The organism is Streptomyces sp. NPDC007945, from assembly GCF_042958885.1.
Taxonomy (GTDB): Bacteria; Actinomycetota; Actinomycetes; order Streptomycetales; family Streptomycetaceae; genus Streptomyces.
In genome coordinates this window covers 837244-856259 of sequence record NZ_JBIBJV010000001.1, presented here as the reverse complement: position 1 = coordinate 856259, position 19016 = coordinate 837244, and the positions used below count along the sequence as shown (strand labels likewise).

The window sequence follows — 19016 nt, the reverse complement described above, 5'->3', positions numbered from 1 at the left end:
TACGCGCGAAGGGCCCGCCGCTCCTCCCGGAGCGGCGGGCCCTTTCCCGTACGGGCGTGACTAGCCGCGGGCGGCGGCGGTCTTCCTGACCCGCTCGCGGATCACCGCGATCGCCAGCACCAGCGCGGCCACGAGCAGCGAGAGCACGACCTGCTTCCGGGCGCTGCCGCCGTCGTAGATCATGTAGCCGAGGACGAAGACGATCATGCCGATCGTCGCCCAGGTCAGGTACGGGAAGAGCCACATCCGCACCACGAGCTTCTCCGGCGACTCGCGCAGGATGATCCCGCGCATCCGCAGCTGGGTCACGCAGATGACCAGCCAGACGAAGAGCGCCACCGCGCCGGAGGAGTTCAGCAGGAAGGCGAAGACGGTGTCGGGCCACTCGTAGTTGAAGAAGACCGCGACGAAGCCGAAGACGACCGAGGAGAGGATCGCCGCGCGCGGCACGCCCCGCTTGTCGACCTTGGCGAAGGCCTTCGGCGCGTCACCGCGCTGCCCCAGCGAGAAGGCCATCCGGGAGGCCGTGTAGAGGCCCGAGTTGAGGCAGGACAGCACGGCGGTCAGGACGATCACGTTCATGATCTGGCCGGCCGCGGGGATGCCGATGGAGTCGAGGGCGGCGACGTACGAGCCCTTCTCCACGATCGACGGGTCGTTCCACGGCAGCAGCGTCAGGACCACGAAGATCGAGCCCAGGTAGAAGACGCCGATCCGCCAGATCACGCTGTTGGTCGCCTTGGTCACGGCCCGCTGCGGGTCCTCCGACTCGCCGGCCGCGAGGGTCACGATCTCGCTGCCCATGAAGGAGAAGACCACCATCAGCACACCGGTGAGGATCGCGCCCGCGCCCATCGGGAGGAATCCGCCCGCGTCGGTGAGGTGCGCGAAGCCCGCGCCCGGGTTGTCCGAGCCCGGCAGCACGCCGAAGACCGCGAGGAGGCCGATCGCCACGAAGGCGCCGATGGCGACGACCTTGATGCCGGCGAACCAGAACTCGAACTCGCCGTACGAGGCCACCGAGGCCAGGTTGGTCGCGGTGAGCACCACCATCACGATGAGGGCCCAGGCCCACTGCGGCACCGCGGGGACCCAGCTCTCCAGGATGACCGCGCCCGCCGTCGCCTCGACGGCCAGCACGACCACCCAGAAGAACCAGTACAGCCAGCCGATGGTGAAGCCGGCCCAGCGGCCGAGCGCCTGGTCCGCGTAGGCGGAGAAGGAGCCGGAGGACGGTCGCGCGGCGGCCATCTCGCCCAGCATGCGCATCACGAACACGACCATGGCGCCGACGAGCGCGTAGGAGAGGAGGATCGCGGGACCGGCGGCGGCGATGCCGGAGCCGGAGCCGACGAAGAGGCCGGCGCCGATGACGCCGCCGATCGCGATCATCGACAGATGGCGGTTCTTGAGCCCGGCCTTGAGGCCGTCGGACTGCGGGGTCGGACCGGGGTCGCCGGTGCTGCCGCCTTCCTTGGCGAGGGTCGGCTGCGTGTTCATGAACGCTTCCTTCGGGTGTGGGGACGACTCGGGTCGCGAGCCTGTGACATGAAACCCGGCGACTCGCCAGTACGGAAGGTTTGACTCCGGATCGTGATTCAGGACATATGCGGGCCATAAGGTCCAGACCAAGCGGGACCGAGGTCCGTGACCCGTCGGGACCAAGGTCCCGACCCCGCTGACCCCTGCCCCGTCCCGGCCGTGCCACACTCGAAGCCATGCGCGTCTACATCGGTTCCGACCACGCCGGCTACGAACTCAAGACCCACCTCGTGGAGTGGCTCACGGCCCACGGGCACGAGCCCGTCGACTGCGGTCCCCACATCTACGACGCCCTCGACGACTACCCGCCGTTCTGCCTGCGCGCCGCCGAGAAGACGGCCGCCGACGCGGACAGCCTGGGCATCGTCATCGGCGGCTCCGGCAACGGCGAGCAGATCGCCGCCAACAAGGTCAAGGGCGTCCGTGCCGCCCTCGCCTGGAGCGAGCAGACCGCAGCCCTCGGCCGTGAGCACAACAACGCCAACGTGGTCGCGGTCGGCGCCCGCATGCACACGGAGGAGGAGGCGACCAAGTTCGTCGAGATCTTCCTCTCCACCCCGTACTCCGGCGACGAGCGCCACACCCGCCGCATCGAGATGCTGACCGCGTACGAGACCGAGGGCGTCATGCCCCCGATCCCGGCCCACCACCCGCAGCAGGGCTGAGCCCACCCGCCCGTGCCGCCGGCCGAGCCCGGCGGCACCGGCGCGCCGTCCCGTCACCCAGGAGAACCGCCGTGCCCGAGGGGCATACGATCCACCGCCTCGCCCTGGACCACCGGGAGCGCTTCGGCGGCCGGCCCGTCCGCGCGAGCAGCCCCCAGGGCAAGTTCTCCGACTCCGCCGCCCTCCTCGACGGCTCCGTCCTGGAGACCGCCGAGGCCCACGGCAAGCACCTCTTCCTCGGCTTCCCGCGCGACGAGTGGATCCACATCCACCTCGGCCTCTTCGGCAAGGTGAACTTCGGCGACGCCCCCGCGCCCCCGCCCACCGACACCGTCCGCCTGCGGCTCGCCAACCCCGACTCGTACGTCGACCTCCGCGGCCCCACCACCTGCGCGCTCGTCACCGACGCCGAGAAGCGGGCGATCCACGCCCGCCTCGGCCCGGACCCGCTGCGCGACGGCGACGACCCCGACAGGGCATGGCACCGCATCGCCAGGTCCCGCACCACGATCGCCGCCCTGCTCATGGACCAGAAGGTCATCGCGGGCGTCGGCAACGTCTACCGCGCCGAGGTCCTCTTCCGCCACGGCATCGACCCGTACCGCGCCGGCAAGGACCTGACGGCGGGGGAGTGGACCGCGATCTGGCAGGACCTGGCCGCCCTCATGCGCGACGGCGTCCGCGACAACCGCATCGACACGGTCCGCCCGGAACACACCCCCGAGGCGATGAACCGCCCCCCGAGGATCGACGACCACGGCGGCGAGGTCTACGTCTACCGCCGGGCGAACCTCCCCTGCCACCTCTGCGGCACCCCGATCCGCACGGCCGACCTGGCCGCCCGGAACCTCTTCTGGTGCCCCACCTGCCAGGCCTAGGCGTGTCCTTCGGATCAGGCCGGATCGGGGAGCGGCGTCCGGTGATCGTCTCGGGAGCCGGCGCACCGAGCGCGCACCGGTCGACGTCCTCGCCGTAGGGCCCGCCGTCGAACAGGGCGTGCGTCCCACCCCACGGTGGCCTTCCGGTCACATCGAAGACGTCCTCCACGCCCTCCCCTCCTGCCGTGAGGATCGTCTCGGCGCCATGCCCCGGAGGTTTCACATCAGGATCGGCCGGACAGCGTCGAGGGGGCGGGCTTCGCGGTCTCGGCACCGCACATCGCCTGTCCGTACAGGGCGGCAAGGGCGCCGTCGATGGGGTGGGGCTGCGGCCGCCCGGAGGCGTCCGGCTCGTTCCACCTCTGGAGGTTGACCGCGACGGACATCTGACGCTTGCCGTCGCCCCGGGTCAGGGAGATCGTCCCCGCCCCCCAGACCGTGCCGTCGTGGCCCCAGAACGTGCCGCAGTCCGTGGCGACCTCGTGGAGGCCGAGGCCGTACCGGATCATCGATCCGTCCAGGGCGCGGACCGGGACCGTGCGCTGCATCTGCGCGAGCGACTCCCCGCTGACGATCCGGCCGGCCAGCAACTCGGCGTAGAAGCGGTTGAGGTCCGCCATGGTCGACACGAGCGAGGCGCCCGTCCCCGTCCAGGACATGTTGTAGACGCTGTAGTCGCGCGGCGGGTCGAGGAGGCCGTAGAAGGCTTCGTACATCCGCGCGTGCGGTCCCCGGATGCGTGTTCCGGTCGGGAAGGCGGTGTGCCGGAGGCCGGCGCGCTCGATGACGTTCCGGGTGATGTACTCCTCCGCCGGGATGCCGGTCACCTCCTCCAGAAGCTCACCGAGGATCAGCCAGTTGCTGTTCGAGTACACCCCCGGAAGGGCGCCGGGCTCGCCGGCGGGGGGCGCCGCGAGCCCCATGGCGATCAGCTCCTCCGGGCGGAACTCCCTGAACCGGTTGTCGTCGAGGCTCTCGGTCGTGACGTCCGGCAGGGAGGGGAAGGCCCCGAGCGAGGGGAACGCGTAGGGGATGTAGTCGGGGATGCCGCTGGTGTTGTTCAGGAGCATCCGGACCGTGATCCTCATGCCGCGCTCCCCCGGCACCAGCCGCGGCAGATAGCCACCGATCGGAGCGTCGAGCCGGATCCGGCCCTGCTCGACCTGCTGCATGACGGCGGCCGCCGTGAAGGTCTTGGTGATGCTGCCGACGCGCTGCCGCATGTCCGCGCTGACGGGACGGCTGGTCCGGAGGTCCGCAACCCCGGAGGCGCCCCGCCAGGTCCGACCGGTGTCGCGCACCTCGGCGAACACCCCCGGGACACCCGCGCGGTGGACACCGTCCAGGGCGGACCGCAACGCCGCGCGGTCGAGGCCGTCCGACGGCGCGGGAACCGCCGCCACCGTGCCCGTACAGGCGACCAGTGCCGCCACCGTCGCGCACAACACCGTTCGGAGCTTCATGCCGATCGTCCTTCGCTGTCGATGAGATGAGACGAGAAGAATGGGAAATGGGCGAGAGAGAGGGGTGAGACGCCTGGTCAGCCGGCCAGGGCTCGGCGCAGGACCTCGCCGAGCTCCGCGTTCTGCCGCTGCGAGACCTCGGCGGAGAGGATCGCCTGCGATCCGTGGAAGGTGCCGGGCCACTGGTGGAGTTCGACCGACACGCCCGCCTGCATCAGGCGCAGCGCGTACGCGACGCCCTCGTCGCGGTTCGGGCAGAACTCCGCCGTGGCGATGTAGGCCGGCGGCAGGCCGGACAGGTCGGCGGCCCGGGCGGGGGCGGCGTACGGGGTGGCGGGCCGGTCGCCCAGGTAGTGCCGCCACGCCGCGGCGCGCGCGCCGCTGTTGAACCACGGCGTGTCGGTGAAGTTCCGTGCCGACCACGTGTCCTGACGGTCGTCCAGGCCCGGCTGGTTGAGCAGCTGGAACCGGATCGCGGGGCCCTGCTCGTCCCGCGCCCTCAGGGCCGCCGCAGCCGCGAGGTTCGCCCCGGCGCTGTGCCCGCCGATGGCGATCCGCGCCGGGTCGGCGCCGAGTGCCTCCGCGCGGCCGGCCACCCAGACCAGTACGGCGTAGGCGTCTTCCAGGGCCGCGGGGAACGGGTCCTCGGGCGCCAGGCGGTATCCCACCGAGACGACCACCGCGCCGGAGAGGCCGGCGATCCTGGCGGCCCAGGGATGTTCGGTGTCGAGGTCGCCGAAGACTCCGCCGCCGCCGTGCAGCCAGACGATCGCTCCCCGCGCTCCGCGCGGGCGGTAGACCCGTACCGGCACGCCCGGCCCCGCGGGCCGGGTCACCGTGTGGTCCTCGACCCCCATGCCGGAGGTGTCCGGCGCCGGCGCCGCTGCGGCCCGGGCGGCGAATTCCTTGCGCCCGGCGACCGGGTCGCTCATGTCCATGAGGGACAGGAAGGGGATGAACGCTTCGAGTTCGGGATCCATGACGCCATCCTCACGACCGACGCCCACGGCGGTCATCCGCCGTCCGTCGGGTATCCCACCCCGAAATCGCGTCGTTCGGCGCACCCGACTCCTTCTACCTTTGGGGCATGGAGGCACTGGCCGTACGGCTGTCGGGACTTGATCCGTACGTCGACGGGGCGATTCGCATCATCGCGTTCTACGACACGCTGATGCGCCGCCGCGTGGATCTGGCGGCGCTCGCCCGGGCCTCGGCGGGCCTGGCCGAGTGCACGGCGGGGATCGGTCTGCACACCACGGCCCAGCTGATCCGCCACGCGCCCGACGGCAGACCGGCGCCGGGCGGCCCACCGCCCCCCGCGTCCACCATGGCGCCGATCACGCTCGACGAGGAGGAGATCGGCACGGTCTGGCTGGAACGCCCCGGCCCCCCGAGCCCCCTCGACGACGTGCTCCTCGACCGGCTGGCCATCGCCGCCGCCGCGGTCGTCGAACGGCACGGTCCGGCCCGCACCACCATGGCCGACCCCGCGCTCGTCGAACTGGCCATCAGCTCCGACAGCGACGAGGCGGCCCGGGCCCGGGCGCTACGCCTCCTGGGCTTCGCCGCCGACGTGCCGGTCCACGTCGTCGCCGTACGGACGCGGCTCCCGCTCGACCGGGTCGGCGGCCTGATCTGCCCGGCCCGCCCGGTGAAGGTGGCGGCGCTGGCCGACGTGGGCGTCGTCCTGGCCGCGGCCCTGGACCCGGCCCGGTTCCCGGCGGACGTGCGGGCGGGCATCGGCGCTGCCGGAAGCCCCGACCGGTCCTGGCGACAGGCCCGCACCGCCCTCCGCTTCACGACCCCGCGCGAGCCCGTCCTCCGCTACCGGGACCTGGGCGCGCTGGCCCTCCTGGCCGACGTCCCCCAGGACACCGCGCGGGAGAACACCGACGTGGCCGCCGTCGCCCGGCTCGCTGCCCATCCGGAGGACCTGGAGACACTGGACACCTACTGCGCCACCGGCTCACTGCGCCGGGCCGCAGGCCTCCTCCACCTGCACCACAGCAGCGTCGCCCGCCGCCTCGAACAGATTTCGAAGACCCTCGGCATCGACGTCACCGATCCCACAGGCCTGACCCGCGCCAGGCTCGCCCTCACCGCTTGGCGGCTGCTGGACGACAGGCCCTAGTCAGGGCGCGGATCCGGTCGCGACCAATCTGCGGGTTCCGCCCGGGTGGTCGCGCCTGATGCGCACACGCTCCCTAGAACCCGTGCGGCAGCCAGGGCGCGACGGACGAACCGAACGCCACCGACGCCTCCGCCAGCGAGCCGCTCCGCAGCTCGGTGACGCGGCCCGCGGAAGCCAGCGCGGCGAGACTCGTCCCGCCCAGGTACGCGGCCCCCAACTCCCGCGCCGACAGCGCGAGATCGGCCGCGTCCGAGGTCCGGGAGCACACCGCCCCCTTCGCGTCGCCCGACAGCCGCCACCGCCCCGCGTTCCACGGACAGAACGCGTCCTCGACCTCGAACACCACGTCCACCGGCGCCCGGTACGTCCGCGCCTCCAGCGCCGCCCCCACGTCCACGAGCCGCGCGAACAGCTGCTCCCGCACCGTCGGTTCACAGCGCCGCACGTCGGACACCCAGTGCAGCCACGCCGCGTCCACCGGCGCGCTGTTCACCCGGACCTTCGTCGTCAGGTCGACCGAGCAGAGGTACCGCCACAGCGCCGCCTCCGCCGCCGGATCGAGCCCGTACAGCTCGTGCGCCGTCACCGCGCCGTCCGCGCCGGCCCAACCCCACTCCGCCTTGATCGCGTACACGGCGTACCCGACGACCTCGCCGTCCCGCTCCGCGAGCACGCACAGCCGCGGCGAGGCGCCCTCCCGCGACCCCGGCGGATCGAGCAGCGGCAGCCGCTCCCAGCCGGGCCGGCGGGCCAGCATCCCGGGCCGGCGCGGCACCATCCGCGCGTACACCGCCTCCACCGCCGCCGACGCCTCCGCGAGCGGCACCAGCCGCAGCCCCACCGCGTCCGCCCCGGCCGGCACGTCGAGCCGCACCCGGGTGGTGTCGATGACGGCCCGCTGCGTCCAGCTCGCCGCCCCGTACCCGAACCGGCCGTAGATCGCCGCCTCCGAGGCGGTCAGCACCGCCAGCGGCTCACCCAGCTCCCGTACGTCGTCGAGCTGCCTGCGCATCATCGAGGTCAGGATCCCGCGCCGCCGATGCGTCCCGGCCACGCTCACCATCGTCACGCCCGCCGCCGGCACCGAGGCCCCGCCGGGCACGGTCACCCGGAACGAGAAGGCCCCCGCCGTCGCCACCGGCACGCCGCCGTCCCAGACCCCCAACGAGCGCCCGCACTCGGTGAGATCCCGCCACAGCGCCCGCTCCTCCGGCTCCTCCGGCACGCCCCCGAAGGCGAGTTCCAACGTCCCGAACCAGCGATCCCACTCCGAAGGGTCCAACACGCGCGTCTCAGTCGTCATATGCCATCGATATCAGCGCTCCCTGCCCGAGGCGACCCGATTTCACGCACCTTGTCACGGGGGTACCCCTGCACGGGACCGGCCGGGGTGGATAGGGTCCAGGCCAATGGGCGACGGCACGGGAATCGACACGTACGCGGCCCGGCTGCGCAGGCGCGCCCGCCGGGCCCGCGTCGCGCTGCGCCGGACCGGGGTCGACTACTTCCGCGGCGGCGCCTCCGACCGCCTCGCCCTCGCCGGACTGCTCCTCACCATCCCCGCCATCGTCTGCGGCACCGTCCTCGACCCGGTCTGGTGCTCACCGACCGCCCTCGTCCTGCCGATCGTGGCCGGCGGCCTGCTGCTGCGCCCCGCCAGCCTCCTCGGCCTGTACGCGGCGTCCGCCGGCGGCCTGATCGTCGAGTCCGCCGTCCTCGGCCCGTACGGCGAGGGGCCCGCCCGCGTCACCCCGGGCACCGTCCTGGTGGTCGCCGCCTGCGGCCTCTTCGGGCTGCTCATCGCCCAGTTCCGGGCCCGCGTCGGCGTGCCCTGGCGGCGCGGCGGCACCATGCTCTTCGACCTGCGCGAACGGCTCCGGGTGCAGAGCGCGCTGCCCCGGCTGCCGCGCGGCTGGCACCGCGAGATGGCGCTGCGCCCGGCCGGCGGCCAGTCCTTCTCCGGCGACTTCGTCGTCGCCGCCCGCACCCACGGCGGCCGCACCCTGGAGGTCGTCCTCACCGACGTCTCCGGCAAGGGCATGGACGCCGCCTCCCGCTCCCTGCTGCTCTCCGGCGCCTTCGGCGGGCTCCTCGGCTCGCTCCCGCCCCACGGCTTCCTGCCCGCCGCCAACGGCTACCTGCTCCGGCAGAACTGGGACGAGGGCTTCGCCACCTCCATCCACCTCGTCCTCGACCTGGACTCCGGCGACTACGAGCTCTTCTCCGCCGGCCACCTCCCCGCCCTCCAGCTCCACTCCGGCACCGGCCGCTGGGAGGAGAAGGACGGCGACGGCCCCCTCCTCGGCGTCTACGACGGCGCGGAGTTCCACCCGGTCAAGGGAACCCTGCGGCAGGGCGACGTCCTGATGCTCTTCACCGACGGCCTGGTCGAGGCCGCCGACCGCGACCTCGCCGAAGGCATCGACCGCCTCACCGGCGAGGCCGACCGCTGCGTTCCGGCCGGTTTCGAGGGCGTCGCCTGGCACCTCATCGAGGCGGTGGCCAAGGACGTCAACGACGACCGCGCCCTCCTCATCATCTCCCGCCCGGCCTGAACCCACCGGCCCCGCCCGACGTCCCACGATTCGTCACCCGCCGTCGGGGGCAACGAGGTTGGTGGCACGATAGGGGCGCGGGGGTGTCCGGATACGCACCCCGGGGCCAGGCCGGACCGACCTAGGGTGTGATCAGTTGTGGCGATATCGCTGTCCGTGGTGCTGTTGTTGGCCATCGTCCTCGTGGTGCTGATCCGCGGAGGCAGCCTCAAGGCCGGCCCCGCCGTGGTGGCCGTCCTCTTCGGCTTCTTCCTCGCCTCCACGGGCATGGCCGACGACATCCAGCGCTTCCTGAACTCCATAACCCAGACGATCAGCGCCATCAGGTTCTGACGGAAAACGGCTCCGGGCCCGGTCCCTCGACGAGGAACCGGGCCCGGAGCCGTACACAGAGCGGGCGACGGGAATCGAACCCGCGTAGCTAGTTTGGAAGACTAGGGCTCTACCATTGAGCTACGCCCGCACAGCACGCGCCGGTGACCGGAAGGCCGCGGCACGGAAAGCATCGTAGCCGGTCCGGAGCCGTCCGTGCACGCCCCGGAAATCGGGGGGCGTCGCAGCGTCCGCGTGCATGTACCCTACGTGTCGCACCGACGGGGTGTGGCGCAGCTTGGTAGCGCGTCCGCTTTGGGAGCGGAAGGCCGTGGGTTCAAATCCCGCCACCCCGACCAGCATGATCCGCGCCCCGCGCGCCCGGGGCTCCGACCTCGCGGGTTCTTGATCACGTTGTGGGCGCCGTCCCACGTGCGGTTACTATGCAAGCTGCGTGCCCGTGTGTCTTTCTGACCGGGCCCATCGGCCGGAACCGCCCCGCGCGGCCCGTCCGGAATCCAGGAATCAGCCACAAGGAGACCGAACCGTGAAGAGCGCCGTGGAGACCCTGAACCCGACCCGGGTTCGGCTCACTGTCGAGGTGCCCTTCGAGGAGCTCAAGGACAGCCTCGACGCGGCGTACAAGAAGATCAACCAGCAGGTCACGGTCAAGGGCTTCCGCAAGGGCAAGATCCCCGCGCGCGTCATCGACCAGCGCTTCGGCCGCGGTGCCGTGCTTGAGGAGGCCGTCAACGACGCGCTCCCGAAGTTCTACAACGAGGCCGTGACCGAGGCCGAGGTCAACCCGCTGGGTCAGCCCGAGGTCGACATCACGGAGCTGAAGGACGGCGAGCTGCTCTCCTTCACCGCCGAGGTCGACGTCCGCCCGACCATCGAGATCCCGGACTACTCCGGCATCGAGGTCGAGGTCGACGCCATCGAGGTCACCGACGAGGACGTCGAGAAGTCCGTGGAGCAGCTCCGCGAGCGCTTCGCCTCGACGAACCCGGTCGAGCGCCCCGCCGCCGAGGGTGACGTCGTCACCGTCGACCTGACCGCCAAGGTCGACGGCGAGGTGCTGCCCGACGGCATCGCCGACGGCGTCTCGTACACCATCGGCTCGGGCGAGCTGCTCGACGGCATCGACGCCGCCGTCACCGGCCTGGAGGCCGGCGGCGAGGCCACCTTCACCTCGGAGCTGAAGGGCGGCTCGGCCGCGGGCAAGGAGGCCGAGGTCACCGTCAAGGTCACCGCCGTCGCCGCCCGCGAGCTCCCCGAGCTCGACGACGAGTTCGCGCAGATGGCCTCGGAGTTCGACACCCTCGAAGAGCTCAAGGCCGACAGTCGCAAGCGCCTCGAGAACATGAAGCAGTTCGACCAGGCCACCCAGGCCCAGGAGCGCGTCCTGGAGAAGTTCCTGGAGCTGGCGGAGATCCCCGTCCCCGAGAAGCTCCTCGAGGACGAGGTCAACACCCGCAAGCACAACCTGGAGCACCACCAGCTCGGCCAGATGGGCCTGAGCCTGGAGAAGTACCTGGAGCTCCAGGGCAAGACGGTCGAGGAGTTCGAGGCCGAGACCAAGGAGCAGGCGGTCAAGGGCATCAAGACCCAGTTCCTCCTCGACGAGCTGGTCTCCAAGGAGGAGCTGAACGTCGAGCAGGAGGAGCTCACCGAGCACCTCTTCCGCCGTGCCGCCTCCTCCGGCATGTCCCCCGACCAGTTCGCCCAGGCCGTCGTCCAGGGCGGCCAGGTGCCGATGCTGGTCGGCGAGGTCGCCCGCGGCAAGGCCCTCGCGGTCGTCGTGGAGGCCGCCAAGGTCGTCGACACCAACGGCGAGGTCGTGGACCTCTCCGACGACGAGGACGAGGCCGAGGCCGCCACCGGCGAGGCCGAGGCCGCCGAGGAGAAGTAGGCCCCACCAGGCCGACGCCGAGGCCCCGCCTCGCGCGCTCCGCACCGCGCCACGGGCCCGGACGCACAGCTGTGCGTCCGGGCCCGTGGACGTACGGGGGCCCTTTATGCGCCGCCAACTACCTTGCGCTCCCAGCGAACAGTTCGGGAACCGGGATGGCGTTGTCCCACCTGCGCGTTAGGGTCCATGGATACGGGGGCACTGCCCTCTGAACGAGACGCTGAGACGGCCCGGGGGCCGTCGGAGACGAGCAGGTGGATACGTGACGAATCTGAAGCCTTACGCCGCGGGTGAGCCGTCCATCGGTGGCGGCCTCGGCGACCATGTCTACAACCGGCTGCTCGGCGAGCGCATCATCTTCCTCGGCCAGCAGGTCGACGACGACATCGCCAACAAGATCACCGCCCAGATGCTCCTCCTGGCCGCGGACCCGGAGAAGGACATCTTCCTCTACATCAACAGCCCCGGTGGCTCGGTGACGGCCGGCATGGCCGTCTACGACACCATGCAGTACATCCCCAACGACGTCGTGACCATCGGCATGGGCATGGCGGCCTCGATGGGCCAGTTCCTGCTCACCGGCGGCACCCCCGGCAAGCGCTTCGCGCTGCCGAACACCGACATCCTGATGCACCAGGGCTCCGCCGGCATCGGCGGCACCGCCTCCGACATCAAGATCCAGGCCGAGTACCTCCTTCGCACGAAGAAGCGCATGGCCGAGATCACCGCGCACCACTCCGGCCAGACCGTCGAGGCGATCATCCGCGACGGCGACCGCGACCGCTGGTTCACCGCGGAGGAGGCCAAGGAGTACGGCCTCATCGACGACATCATCACGCACGCCGCGGGTGTTCCGGGCGGCGGCGGCACGGGCGCCTGAGCGTCACCGGCCCGCCGAAGAGACCCAGCCCCCCGCCGAACGCCACCAGGACGGTGAACACCCACATGCAGAACAACCTCTCCCCGAGCGGCCTGTACACCGGCGCGCCGATGGACAACCGCTACGTCGTGCCCCGCTTCGTCGAGCGCACCTCGCAGGGCGTCCGCGAGTACGACCCGTACGCCAAGCTCTTCGAGGAGCGCGTGATCTTCCTCGGCGTGCAGATCGACGATGCCTCGGCCAACGACGTCATGGCGCAGCTCCTGTGCCTGGAGTCGATGGACCCGGACCGTGACATCTCCATCTACATCAACAGCCCCGGCGGCTCCTTCACCGCGCTCACGGCCATCTACGACACGATGCAGTTCGTGAAGCCGGACATCCAGACGGTCTGCATGGGCCAGGCGGCCTCCGCCGCGGCCGTGCTGCTCGCCGCCGGCACCCCCGGCAAGCGGATGGCGCTGCCGAACGCCCGCGTGCTGATCCACCAGCCCTCCGGCGGCACCGGCCGCGAGCAGCTCTCCGACCTGGAGATCGCGGCCAAGGAGATCCTGCGCATGCGTGACCAGCTGGAGACCATGCTGGCCAAGCACTCCACGACGCCGATCGAGAAGATCCGCGACGACATCGAGCGCGACAAGATCCTGACGGCCGAGGACGCCCTCGCGTACGGCCTGATCGACCAGATCGTCTCGACCCGCAAGAGCACGTCCGCCGCGGCGCACTGACGCCCGACCTTCCCTCGGCACGGTTCACGCGGCGCGCGTGGCCGAATCACGACCATGTGAACCGTGCCAAGGGGGGCCCGAACGGGGGGCCCGGCAAGGTACCGTCGAATATGAGGCACCAGGAGTCGCTGAACCAAGCGCTCCCAGGCGAAGGGGAAGCACCTCGTGGCACGCATCGGTGATGGCGGCGACCTGCTCAAGTGCTCGTTCTGTGGAAAGAGCCAGAAGCAGGTGAAGAAGCTCATCGCGGGACCCGGTGTGTACATCTGCGACGAGTGCATCGACCTCTGCAACGAGATCATCGAGGAGGAACTCGCCGAGACGAGCGAGGTGCGCTGGGAGGAACTTCCCAAGCCCCGCGAGATCTACGAGTTCCTGGAGGGCTACGTCGTCGGCCAGGAGCCGGCGAAGAAGGCCCTCTCGGTCGCTGTGTACAACCACTACAAGCGCGTCCAGGCCGGCGAGAACGGCGGCGGGCAGGGCCGTGACGACGCCATCGAACTGGCCAAGTCCAACATCCTGCTGCTGGGCCCCACGGGCTCCGGCAAGACGCTCCTGGCCCAGACGCTGGCCCGGATGCTCAACGTCCCGTTCGCCATCGCCGACGCGACGGCGCTGACGGAGGCCGGCTACGTCGGCGAGGACGTCGAGAACATCCTGCTCAAGCTGATCCAGGCCGCGGACTACGACGTCAAGAAGGCCGAGACCGGCATCATCTACATCGACGAGATCGACAAGGTCGCCCGTAAGAGCGAAAACCCGTCGATCACGCGCGACGTCTCCGGCGAGGGCGTGCAGCAGGCCCTCCTGAAGATCCTGGAGGGCACCACGGCCTCCGTCCCGCCGCAGGGCGGCCGGAAGCACCCGCACCAGGAGTTCATCCAGATCGACACGACGAACGTGCTCTTCATCGTGGGCGGCGCCTTCGCCGGCCTGGAGAAGATCATCGAGTCGCGGGCGGGCGCCAAGGGCATCGGCTTCGGGGCGACCATCCGCTCCAAGCGCGAGATCGAGGCGAGCGACCAGTTCCAGGAGGTCATGCCGGAGGACCTGGTGAAGTTCGGGATGATCCCCGAGTTCATCGGCCGTCTCCCCGTCATCACCTCGGTCCACAACCTGGACCGCGAGGCCCTCCTGAAGATCCTCGTCGAGCCGCGCAACGCGCTGGTGAAGCAGTACCAGCGCCTCTTCGAACTCGACGGCGTGGAGCTGGACTTCGACCGCCCGGCCCTGGAGGCCATCGCCGACCAGGCCATCCTCCGCGGCACCGGCGCGCGCGGCCTGCGCGCCATCATGGAGGAGGTCCTCCAGTCGGTGATGTACGAGGTCCCGTCCCGCAAGGACGTCGCCCGCGTCGTCATCACCGCCGACGTCGTCCGCAACAACGTCAACCCGACCCTGGTCCCCAGGATCGTCAAGAACGACGGCCGCCACGAGAAGTCGGCGTAACCAGCACCACACCCCGAAGGGGCGCCCCACCGGATTTCCGGCGGGGGCGCCCCTTCTTTTCGGCCGATGTTCGGTGATCATCGGCCTGGTGCGATGAACTTCCGGGGAAGAGCGGCTGCTGTGTGATCACCTTTTCCAGGTGAGGCCGCAGCATGTGCGGCAGGGAATCCTGGAGGAAAGTGCGATGAGGGTCAGGTCGATCGTGACAGCCGTAAGTCTTACCGCTGCGGCGCTGGTGGTGCCGCTCGCCACCGCGACGGCTGCGCACGCCGATCAGGTCGGGTGCGTGAACTACGTCAAGAGCAAGGGGTACGTGATCGGGCCCAAGGTCCGCGCCGCTTGCAACAACCCGGCCATTCGGTGGACGCCCATAGACACGCCGAACCCGCATTGCCTCACGGGCCTTGCGTCGATCAGGGTGGACCTGACGACGGCACGCATCGCATGTCTTCGTGCCTGACGGACCAGAAGAAAGGGGGTTACCGATTGCTTCGGTAACCCCCTTCGCATTCACCGCCGATGCGGCTGCCCGCGTAGGCCTGGTTCGGGCGGCGCCGTCAGACCTTGGTGCGCGAGGTGTTGTAGAGCTTCGCGGCGAGGGCTGCGACGTCGGCCTGGGGAACCGCCTGGCCGGTGCCCATGATCTGCTGCATGTCGATGACGTTCACCGAACCGAGGGTGCTGTAGTCGGCCCAGACGCAGATCGGGACCTCGAACTCCTTGGCCATGAGGGCAGACGAGTCACCGCTGCCCGAAGGCTTGAACTTGGCGTTCTGGCACTTCATCAGGGCGCCCTTGAAGCCGCTCGGCGTCACGGCCGCGGGCTCGCCCTGCAGCTCGACCGTGAAGCCCTCCTCTTCCTGCTTTCCTTCCTTGGAGTCTTCCTTCGTCTTCTGGAAGAAGCCGTCGATCGCCTTCTCGGGGTCGGAGATCTCGCCCCAGAGGCCGTTCAGGCTCAGCATCTTGCCCTTGAGCGGATCGGACTCCGATCCGCTCTTGTACGAGGCACTCGCTTCCTGGGGGTTCTTCATGCCGAGGTACGTCTCGGCTTCCTTCTTGTCCTTGTCGTCCATCGACGAGCTGTCGCCGTCCTTGGACTTCTTGAAGTCGTCCACCGCCGCCGGAGGCGTCAGCTTGTAGCCCTTCGTGTCGGCAGCCACATCCGAGTTGCCGCCACCCCCGCCGATCAGGAAGTACGCGCCGACCGCGATCGCCGCGACGACCGCGACCGCGCCGATGATCAGCGGGGTCTTGGACTTCTTCGGGGCGGGCGGGTGCGGGACGTAGCCGCCGGGGCCCTGGGGGGCGCCGTACTGCGGCTGCTGGCCGTACGGGTTCGGCTGCTGCTGCGGGTAGCCGTACGGCTGCTGCTGCGGCGGCACGCCCTGGGGCGCCTGCTGGGGGTAGCCGTAACCGGGCTGACCCTGCGGCTGGCCGTACGGCCCGGGCTGCTGGGGCTGGCCCCCGTACGGACCCGGCTGGTTGTAGCTCATCGACTGCTTCCCCTCACAGGACGTTTATGCGTAGCGAACATCCTGGCGGAAAGCCATCGGCGATGGGGCGCCGGGGGGCACACCGTTACCGAACCAACGCGTTTCAGGACTCGACCCTCGCCCCTCTAAACTGGGCCCGTGACCGAGAACACTCAGCAGCAGACAGCGCCCACCACCGAACTGCCGACCCAGTACACGCCGGCCGAGGTAGAGGGGCCGCTGTACGAGCGCTGGGTAGAGCGCGGCTACTTCGAGGCGGACGCGAAGAGCGAGAAGCCCGCGTACACCATCGTCATCCCGCCGCCGAACGTCACCGGCTCCCTCCACCTGGGCCACGCCTTCGAGCACACGCTGATCGACGCCCTCACCCGCCGCAAGCGCATGCAGGGCTTCGAGACGCTGTGGCAGCCCGGCATGGACCACGCCGGCATCGCCACCCAGAACGTCGTCGAGCGCGAGCTCGCCAAGGAGGGCAAGTCCCGCCACGACCTGGGCCGCGAAGCCTTCGTCGAGCGCGTCTGGGAGTGGAAGGCCGAGTCCGGCGGCCAGATCGCGGGCCAGATGCGCCGCCTCGGTGAGGGCCTCGCCTGGAGCCGGGACCGGTTCACCATGGACGAGGGCCTGTCCCGCGCCGTCCAGACCGTCTTCAAGAAGATGTTCGACGACGGCCTGATCTACCGCGCCGAGCGCATCATCAACTGGTGCCCGCGCTGTCTGACGGCCATCTCCGACATCGAGGTCGACTACCAGGACGACGACGGCGAGCTCGTCTCCATGAAGTACGGCGAGGGCGAGGACACCATCGTCGTCGCCACGACCCGCGCCGAGACGATGCTCGGCGACACCGCCGTCGCCGTCCACCCCGACGACGAGCGCTACGCCCACCTGATCGGCAAGCAGATCAAGCTGCCGCTCACCGACCGTACGATCCCGGTCGTCGCCGACACCCACGTCGACCCGGAGTTCGGTACCGGCGCCGTCAAGGTGACCCCGGCGCACGACCCGAACGACTTCGCCATCGGCCAGCGCCACGACCTCGAATCCATCGAGGTCCTCGACGAGCGCGGCGTGATCACCACCCACGGACCCTTCCAGGGCCTGGACCGCTTCGAGGCCCGCTCCGCCATCGTCGCCGCCCTGCGCGCCGAGGGCCGGATCGTCGCCGAGAAGCGCCCGTACGTCCACTCCGTCGGCCACTGCTCGCGCTGCAAGACGACGCTGGAGCCGCGTCTGTCGATGCAGTGGTGGGTCAAGGTCGAGACCCTCGCCAAGGCCGCCGGTGACGCGGTCCGCGACGGTCGGGTCGACATCCACCCGGCCGACATGTCGCAGCGCTACTTCGACTGGGTCGACAACCTCAACGACTGGTGCATCTCGCGCCAGCTGTGGTGGGGCCACCGGATCCCCGTCTGGCACGGCCCGAACGGCGAGCTGGTCTGCGTCGGCCCCGACGACGAGGCGCCCACGGGTGAGGGCTGGACGCAGGACACCGACGTCCTCGACACGTGGTTCTCGTCCGGCCTGTGGCCGTTCTCCACGCTCGGCTGGCCGGAGCGGACGCCGGACCTGGAGAAGTTCTACCCGAACTCCGTCCTGGTCACCGGCTATGACCTGATGTTCTTCTGGGTCGCCCGGATGATGATGTTCGGCCTGTACGCGATGGACGGTCAGCCGCCGTTCCACACGATCGCGTTCCACGGCATGGTCCGCGACGAGTTCGGCAAGAAGATGTCGAAGTCGTTCGGGAACACGGTCAACCCGCTGGACTGGATGGACAAGTACGGCTCCGACGCCCTGCGCTTCACCCTGGCCAAGGGCGCCAACCCGGGCGTCGACGTCCCGATCGGCGAGGACTGGGTCCAGGCGTCCCGCAACTTCGCCAACAAGATCTGGAACGCGACCCGTTTCGCGATGATGAACGGCGCGACGGTCGAGGGCCCGCTGCCGGACGCCTCCGCGATGTCGGCGACCGACCGCTGGATCCTGTCCCGCCTGAACAAGGTCGTCGCCGAGGCGGACGCCTACTACGACGACTACCAGTTCGCCAAGCTGGCCGACGCGCTCTACCACTTCGCGTGGGACGAGGTCTTCGACTGGTACGTGGAGCTGTCGAAGACGACCTTCTTCGACGGCGGTGAGCAGGCCAAGGTCTCCGCCCGCGTCTTGGGCGAGGTCCTCGACGTCACCCTGCGACTGCTCCACCCGATCGTCCCGTTCGTCACGGACACCCTGTGGACCACGCTGACGGGCCGCGAGTCGGTCGTCATCGCCGAGTGGCCGAAGGACTCCGGCTTCCGCGACGAGGCCGCGGAGAAGGAGATCGGCCTGGTCCAGCGGGTCGTCACCGAGGTCCGCCGCTTCCGCTCCGACCAGGGCCTCCAGCCGGGCCAGAAGGTCCCGGCCCGCCTGGAGCTGGACGGCACCGCCCTCGCCCCCCACGAGGCGGCCATCCGCCAGATCCTGCGCCTCCAGCCGGAGGGCGAGGCCTTCGAGGCCACCGCCTCCCTGCCGGTCGCCGGCTGCACGGTCTCGCTCGACCTGTCGGGCACGATCGACGTCGCCGCCGAGCGCAAGCGCCTCGCGAAGGACCTGGCCGCCGCCGAGAAGGAGAAGGCCCAGGCCGAGGCCAAGCTCGGCAACGAGGCCTTCCTCGCCAAGGCGCCGGACAACGTCGTGGACAAGATCAAGGGCCGCCTCGCCAAGGCGGACGAGGACATCGCCCGCATCCAGACCCAGCTGGAGAAGCTGCCGCAGGCGTGACCGCACGCGGAAGGGCCCGGGACCGACACGGTCCCGGGCCCTTCCGCGTGTCCGGGGTGTCACCGGGCCTCCTGCCCCGCCCGGAGACGTCCTCGGCCGCGGCAGGGAAGCGGCGGCGGCCGGCCAGGGGCGCCGCGGGGGATCCGGGCGTCCGCCGGATGGTGGTCGGCGGTCCGGGTGACGGCCGCGGCGGAAGGCGTCCGCGAGGGAGCGCGCTCGGCCGGTTCCGAGCGGCGCGGCGAGGCGGT

Annotated in this window: 15 protein-coding genes and 2 tRNA genes; 11 read left to right on the top strand and 6 right to left on the bottom strand. The window is 70.6% G+C overall.

The window, feature by feature from the left end; all coding sequences use genetic code 11:
• Positions 1–60: 60 nt before the first annotated feature.
• On the bottom strand, positions 61–1500 hold the full coding sequence (locus ACFZCF_RS03965) for an amino acid permease (RefSeq protein ID WP_391284433.1): 1440 nt from the start codon (positions 1498–1500) through the stop codon (positions 61–63).
• Positions 1501–1718: 218 nt separating this feature from the next.
• Here ACFZCF_RS03965 and ACFZCF_RS03960 point away from each other — a divergent pair, with 218 nt between their 5' ends.
• Both ACFZCF_RS03960 and ACFZCF_RS03955 read left to right on the top strand, forming a co-directional pair.
• Positions 1719–2207, top strand: coding sequence for a ribose-5-phosphate isomerase (locus tag ACFZCF_RS03960; protein ID WP_388440946.1), 489 nt, complete (start codon positions 1719–1721; stop codon positions 2205–2207).
• 71 nt (positions 2208–2278) lie between these two features.
• Positions 2279–3085, top strand: coding sequence for a DNA-formamidopyrimidine glycosylase family protein (locus ACFZCF_RS03955; protein ID WP_391284431.1), 807 nt, complete (start codon positions 2279–2281; stop codon positions 3083–3085).
• A 224-nt stretch (positions 3086–3309) separates the two neighbouring features.
• On the opposite strand, the gene ACFZCF_RS03950 is transcribed toward ACFZCF_RS03955, so the two are convergent.
• Together ACFZCF_RS03950 and ACFZCF_RS03945 are read right to left on the bottom strand one after the other, a co-directional pair.
• Entirely contained in the window at positions 3310–4548 is a 1239-nt protein-coding gene (locus ACFZCF_RS03950; RefSeq protein ID WP_391284429.1) for a serine hydrolase, read from the bottom strand.
• 77 nt (positions 4549–4625) lie between these two features.
• Positions 4626–5528, bottom strand: a complete 903-nt coding sequence (locus ACFZCF_RS03945) for an alpha/beta hydrolase fold domain-containing protein (RefSeq protein ID WP_391284427.1) — start codon at positions 5526–5528, stop codon at positions 4626–4628.
• A gap of 107 nt (positions 5529–5635) precedes the next feature.
• On the opposite strand from ACFZCF_RS03945, the gene ACFZCF_RS03940 reads away from it, so the two are divergent.
• Positions 5636–6679: a helix-turn-helix domain-containing protein gene (locus tag ACFZCF_RS03940; protein WP_391284426.1), complete on the top strand. Its 1044-nt coding sequence runs from the start codon at positions 5636–5638 to the stop codon at positions 6677–6679.
• Positions 6680–6752: 73 nt separating this feature from the next.
• Here the strand turns inward: ACFZCF_RS03940 and ACFZCF_RS03935 are convergent, their stop codons facing one another.
• Complete coding sequence (locus ACFZCF_RS03935; RefSeq protein ID WP_391284424.1) at positions 6753–7982, bottom strand: GNAT family N-acetyltransferase; 1230 nt, start codon at positions 7980–7982, stop codon at positions 6753–6755.
• A 106-nt stretch (positions 7983–8088) separates the two neighbouring features.
• Between ACFZCF_RS03935 and ACFZCF_RS03930 the strand changes: the two genes are divergently transcribed.
• Both ACFZCF_RS03930 and ACFZCF_RS03925 read left to right on the top strand, forming a co-directional pair.
• On the top strand, positions 8089–9234 hold the full coding sequence (locus tag ACFZCF_RS03930; RefSeq protein WP_388440937.1) for a PP2C family protein-serine/threonine phosphatase: 1146 nt from the start codon (positions 8089–8091) through the stop codon (positions 9232–9234).
• Between the two features lie 138 nt (positions 9235–9372).
• Positions 9373–9567: a hypothetical protein gene (locus ACFZCF_RS03925; protein ID WP_388440934.1), complete on the top strand. Its 195-nt coding sequence runs from the start codon at positions 9373–9375 to the stop codon at positions 9565–9567.
• Positions 9568–9626: 59 nt separating this feature from the next.
• On the opposite strand, the gene ACFZCF_RS03920 is transcribed toward ACFZCF_RS03925, so the two are convergent.
• Positions 9627–9697: transfer RNA gene (locus tag ACFZCF_RS03920), tRNA-Gly, on the bottom strand.
• A 131-nt stretch (positions 9698–9828) separates the two neighbouring features.
• Here ACFZCF_RS03920 and ACFZCF_RS03915 point away from each other — a divergent pair.
• From ACFZCF_RS03915 to clpX, 5 genes are all read left to right on the top strand, one after another.
• A tRNA-Pro gene (locus ACFZCF_RS03915) sits at positions 9829–9905 on the top strand.
• Between the two features lie 188 nt (positions 9906–10093).
• Positions 10094–11458 carry a trigger factor gene (gene tig / locus ACFZCF_RS03910; protein ID WP_388440930.1) on the top strand — a complete coding sequence of 455 codons (1365 nt, stop codon included), beginning with the start codon at positions 10094–10096 and terminating at the stop codon, positions 11456–11458.
• A 262-nt stretch (positions 11459–11720) separates the two neighbouring features.
• On the top strand, positions 11721–12338 hold the full coding sequence (locus tag ACFZCF_RS03905) for an ATP-dependent Clp protease proteolytic subunit (protein WP_030755469.1): 618 nt from the start codon (positions 11721–11723) through the stop codon (positions 12336–12338).
• Between the two features lie 65 nt (positions 12339–12403).
• Entirely contained in the window at positions 12404–13066 is a 663-nt protein-coding gene (locus tag ACFZCF_RS03900) for an ATP-dependent Clp protease proteolytic subunit (protein WP_388440926.1), read from the top strand.
• A 165-nt stretch (positions 13067–13231) separates the two neighbouring features.
• Positions 13232–14515: an ATP-dependent Clp protease ATP-binding subunit ClpX gene (clpX, locus tag ACFZCF_RS03895; protein ID WP_383461290.1), complete on the top strand. Its 1284-nt coding sequence runs from the start codon at positions 13232–13234 to the stop codon at positions 14513–14515.
• A 557-nt stretch (positions 14516–15072) separates the two neighbouring features.
• Here clpX and ACFZCF_RS03890 read toward each other — a convergent pair.
• The gene (locus ACFZCF_RS03890) at positions 15073–16008 is read right to left on the bottom strand and encodes a hypothetical protein (protein WP_391284419.1); all 936 of its coding nucleotides are present in this window, start codon (positions 16006–16008) and stop codon (positions 15073–15075) included.
• Between the two features lie 138 nt (positions 16009–16146).
• On the opposite strand from ACFZCF_RS03890, the gene ACFZCF_RS03885 reads away from it, so the two are divergent.
• Positions 16147–18768 carry a valine--tRNA ligase gene (locus ACFZCF_RS03885; protein ID WP_391284417.1) on the top strand — a complete coding sequence of 874 codons (2622 nt, stop codon included), beginning with the start codon at positions 16147–16149 and terminating at the stop codon, positions 18766–18768.
• The last annotated feature ends 248 nt before the right edge of the window (positions 18769–19016 follow it).